This window comes from Planomonospora antibiotica (assembly GCF_014647955.1).
GTDB classification, from domain to species: domain Bacteria; phylum Actinomycetota; class Actinomycetes; order Streptosporangiales; family Streptosporangiaceae; genus Planomonospora; species Planomonospora parontospora.
The window spans coordinates 1-2,380 of the sequence record NZ_BMQE01000121.1 but is presented as its reverse complement, the minus strand read 5'-3'; the positions used below and the strand labels follow the sequence as shown (position 1 = coordinate 2,380).

Annotated in this window: 2 protein-coding genes; both read left to right on the top strand. The window is 71.2% G+C overall.

Features of this window, described 5'->3' with window-relative positions:
• The first annotated feature begins 121 nt into the window (after nucleotides 1-121).
• Nucleotides 122-1,600, top strand: coding sequence for an IS21 family transposase (gene istA / locus IEZ06_RS35640; RefSeq protein ID WP_189241078.1), 1,479 nt, complete (start codon nucleotides 122-124; stop codon nucleotides 1,598-1,600).
• Nucleotides 1,597-2,376 carry an IS21-like element helper ATPase IstB gene (gene istB, locus IEZ06_RS35635; RefSeq protein ID WP_189241077.1) on the top strand — a complete coding sequence of 260 codons (780 nt, stop codon included), beginning with the start codon at nucleotides 1,597-1,599 and terminating at the stop codon, nucleotides 2,374-2,376. Before istA ends, istB begins: the two co-directional genes overlap by 4 nt.
• Nucleotides 2,377-2,380: the final 4 nt, after the last annotated feature.

Genomic DNA, 2,380 nt, shown 5'->3' with positions numbered 1-2,380 from the left:
GTTTTAAGTCCCCACGCCCTTGTGTGCTTGCCGGTGTGTCGTGGGGCGGGCATGCCCCTGAACGGTGATCGTGACGGTGTCAGCCAGTCACAAGATCACCGTTCAGGGAGTCTGCCGGGCCATGAAATCTTCGGGGGAAGTCATGGACATCATCACCGCCTACCGCGAGGTAGGCACCTATCGCGGGGCCGCGCAGATGTGCGGCACCACGCACAAGACCGTCAAACGCATCATCGAGAAGGCGCTGGCCGGGGACAAGGCGCCGCCCCGCAAGCAGCGCGAGCACAACTACGACGCGGTCGCCCATCTGGTGGCCGACAAGGTCACCGCGACGCACGGGAAGATCTCGGCCAAGCGGCTGCTGCCGCTGGCGCAGGCGGCCGGGTACGGCGGCTCGGCGCGCAACTTCCGGCGGCTGGTCGCGAAGGCGAAGAAGGACTGGCGGCGCGACAATCATCGCGAGCGGCGCCCGGCGATCTGGGCCCCGGGCGAGATGCTGGTCATCGACTGGGGTGATGCCGGGGGCGGGCTGCACGTGTTCTGCGCGGTGCTGGCCTGGTCGCGCGTGCGGTTCGTGCGTTTCGCCGACAACGAGCGCGCCGAGACCACCCTGGCGCTGCTGGCCGAGTGCTTCGAGAGTCTCGGCGCGGTGCCCAAGGCGGTGCTGGCCGACCGGATGGGCTGCCTGAAGGGCGGCGTGGTCGCCAACAAGGTCGTCCCCACCGCCGACTACGTCCGCTTCGCCACCCACTACGCCTTCCGCCCGGACTGGTGCGAGGCCGCCGATCCCGAGTCGAAGGGCATCGTGGAGAACCTGGTCGGCTACGCCAAGCGGGACTTGGTCGTCCCGCAGGCGCCGTTCGAGGACCTGACGGTGGCCAACATCGCCGCCCGAGCGTGGTGCGCCGAGGTCAACGGCGTGGCGCATTCGGAGATCTGCGCGATCCCGGTCGAGCGGCTGGCCGCCGAGCGGCAGGTGATGGGCGCGCTGCCGTCGCTGCGTCCGGTGATCGGCAAGGCGCCGCTCACGCGCAAGGTGGACAAGCTGTCGTGCGTGCGCTTCGGCTCGGCCCGCTACTCGGTGCCCACCCGGCTGATCGGTGCTCGTGTCGCGGTGGCCGAGGCTGAGGGGCGGCTGCTGGTGACCGACCTGGCCACCGGCGAGATCGTCGCCGAGCACGCGCCGGTCGCGCCCGGCGAGGCGGCGGTCTGTGATGAGCACTACGGCGGGCCCCGGCCCGCGCCGCGTCGCGCCGCCCGGCCCCGCACCCCGGCGGAAAAAGCGTTCTTGGCGCTGGGCCCGGTCGCCGAGGCGTGGCTGAGCGGCTCGGCCGCCTCGGGCAACACCCGGCTGGCCGCCGACCTGGTCGAGCTGGCCGCCCTCGGTGCGGCGCACGGGGACGCCGCGCTGGTGGCCGCGCTGGAGCGCGCCGCGTACTTTCGCCGCTGGCGGGCCGAGGACGTGCGCTCGATCCTGGCGGCCGGGGCCGGCGTTCCGCAGCCGACCGCTGCCGGGCAGGCGCTGGTGATGGCCCTGCCCGCCGTCCCGACCCGGTCGCTGACCGACTACGCCCTGGAGCGGATCGGAGAGGCCGGATGAGCGCGCCCGCCGTTCCCGCGCTGCCCGGCGACCTGGATGCCGCCCTGCGCCGCCTGAAGCTGGCCGCCATGCGCCGTCTGGCGCCCGAGCTGCTGGTGACCGCGCGCACGCAGCGCTGGAATCCCGAGGAGTTCCTGCGCACGCTGCTGGAGGCCGAGCTGATCGCACGCGATGCCTCCAACGTCCGCACCCGGATGAAGGCCGCCGCCTTCCCGGTGATCAAGACGATCGAGGAGTTCGACGTGGCCGGCTCCTGCATCCCGCGGGCGACGTTCGACTACCTGGCCTCGCTGGAGTGGATCCGCGCGAGCGAGAACTACTGCGCCATCGGCCCGGCGGGCACGGGCAAGTCCCACAGTCTGGTCGCCTTCGGCGTCGCGGCGGTCCACGCCGGGCACAAGGTGCGCTACTTCACCGCGGCCGAGCTGGTCGAGACGCTCTATCGGGGCCTGGCCGACAACTCGGTCGGTCGCGTCATCGACAACCTGCTCCGCAACGACCTGGTGATCATCGACGAGGTGGGGTTCGCTCCGCTGGACGATACCGGCGCGCAGCTGCTGTTCCGGTTCGTGGCCGCCGCCTATGAGCGCCGAGCGCTCGGTATCGGCTCGCACTGGCCCTTTGACCAGTGGGGTCGTTTCCTGCCTGAGCACACCACCGCTGTCAGTCTGCTGGACCGGCTGCTGCATCACAGCGTCGTCGTGGTCACCGAGGGCGAGTCCTTCCGCATGAAACAGGCACGAACCCGGACAGGCGGACGCCTCACCAAGAGGTAGTCAA

Coding starts and splice junctions, on each gene's coding strand:
- istB (WP_189241077.1), top strand. CDS start 1,597: ATGAGCGCGCCCGCCGTTCCCGCGCTGCCCGGCGACCTGGATGCCGCC.
- istA (WP_189241078.1), top strand. CDS start 122: ATGAAATCTTCGGGGGAAGTCATGGACATCATCACCGCCTACCGCGAG.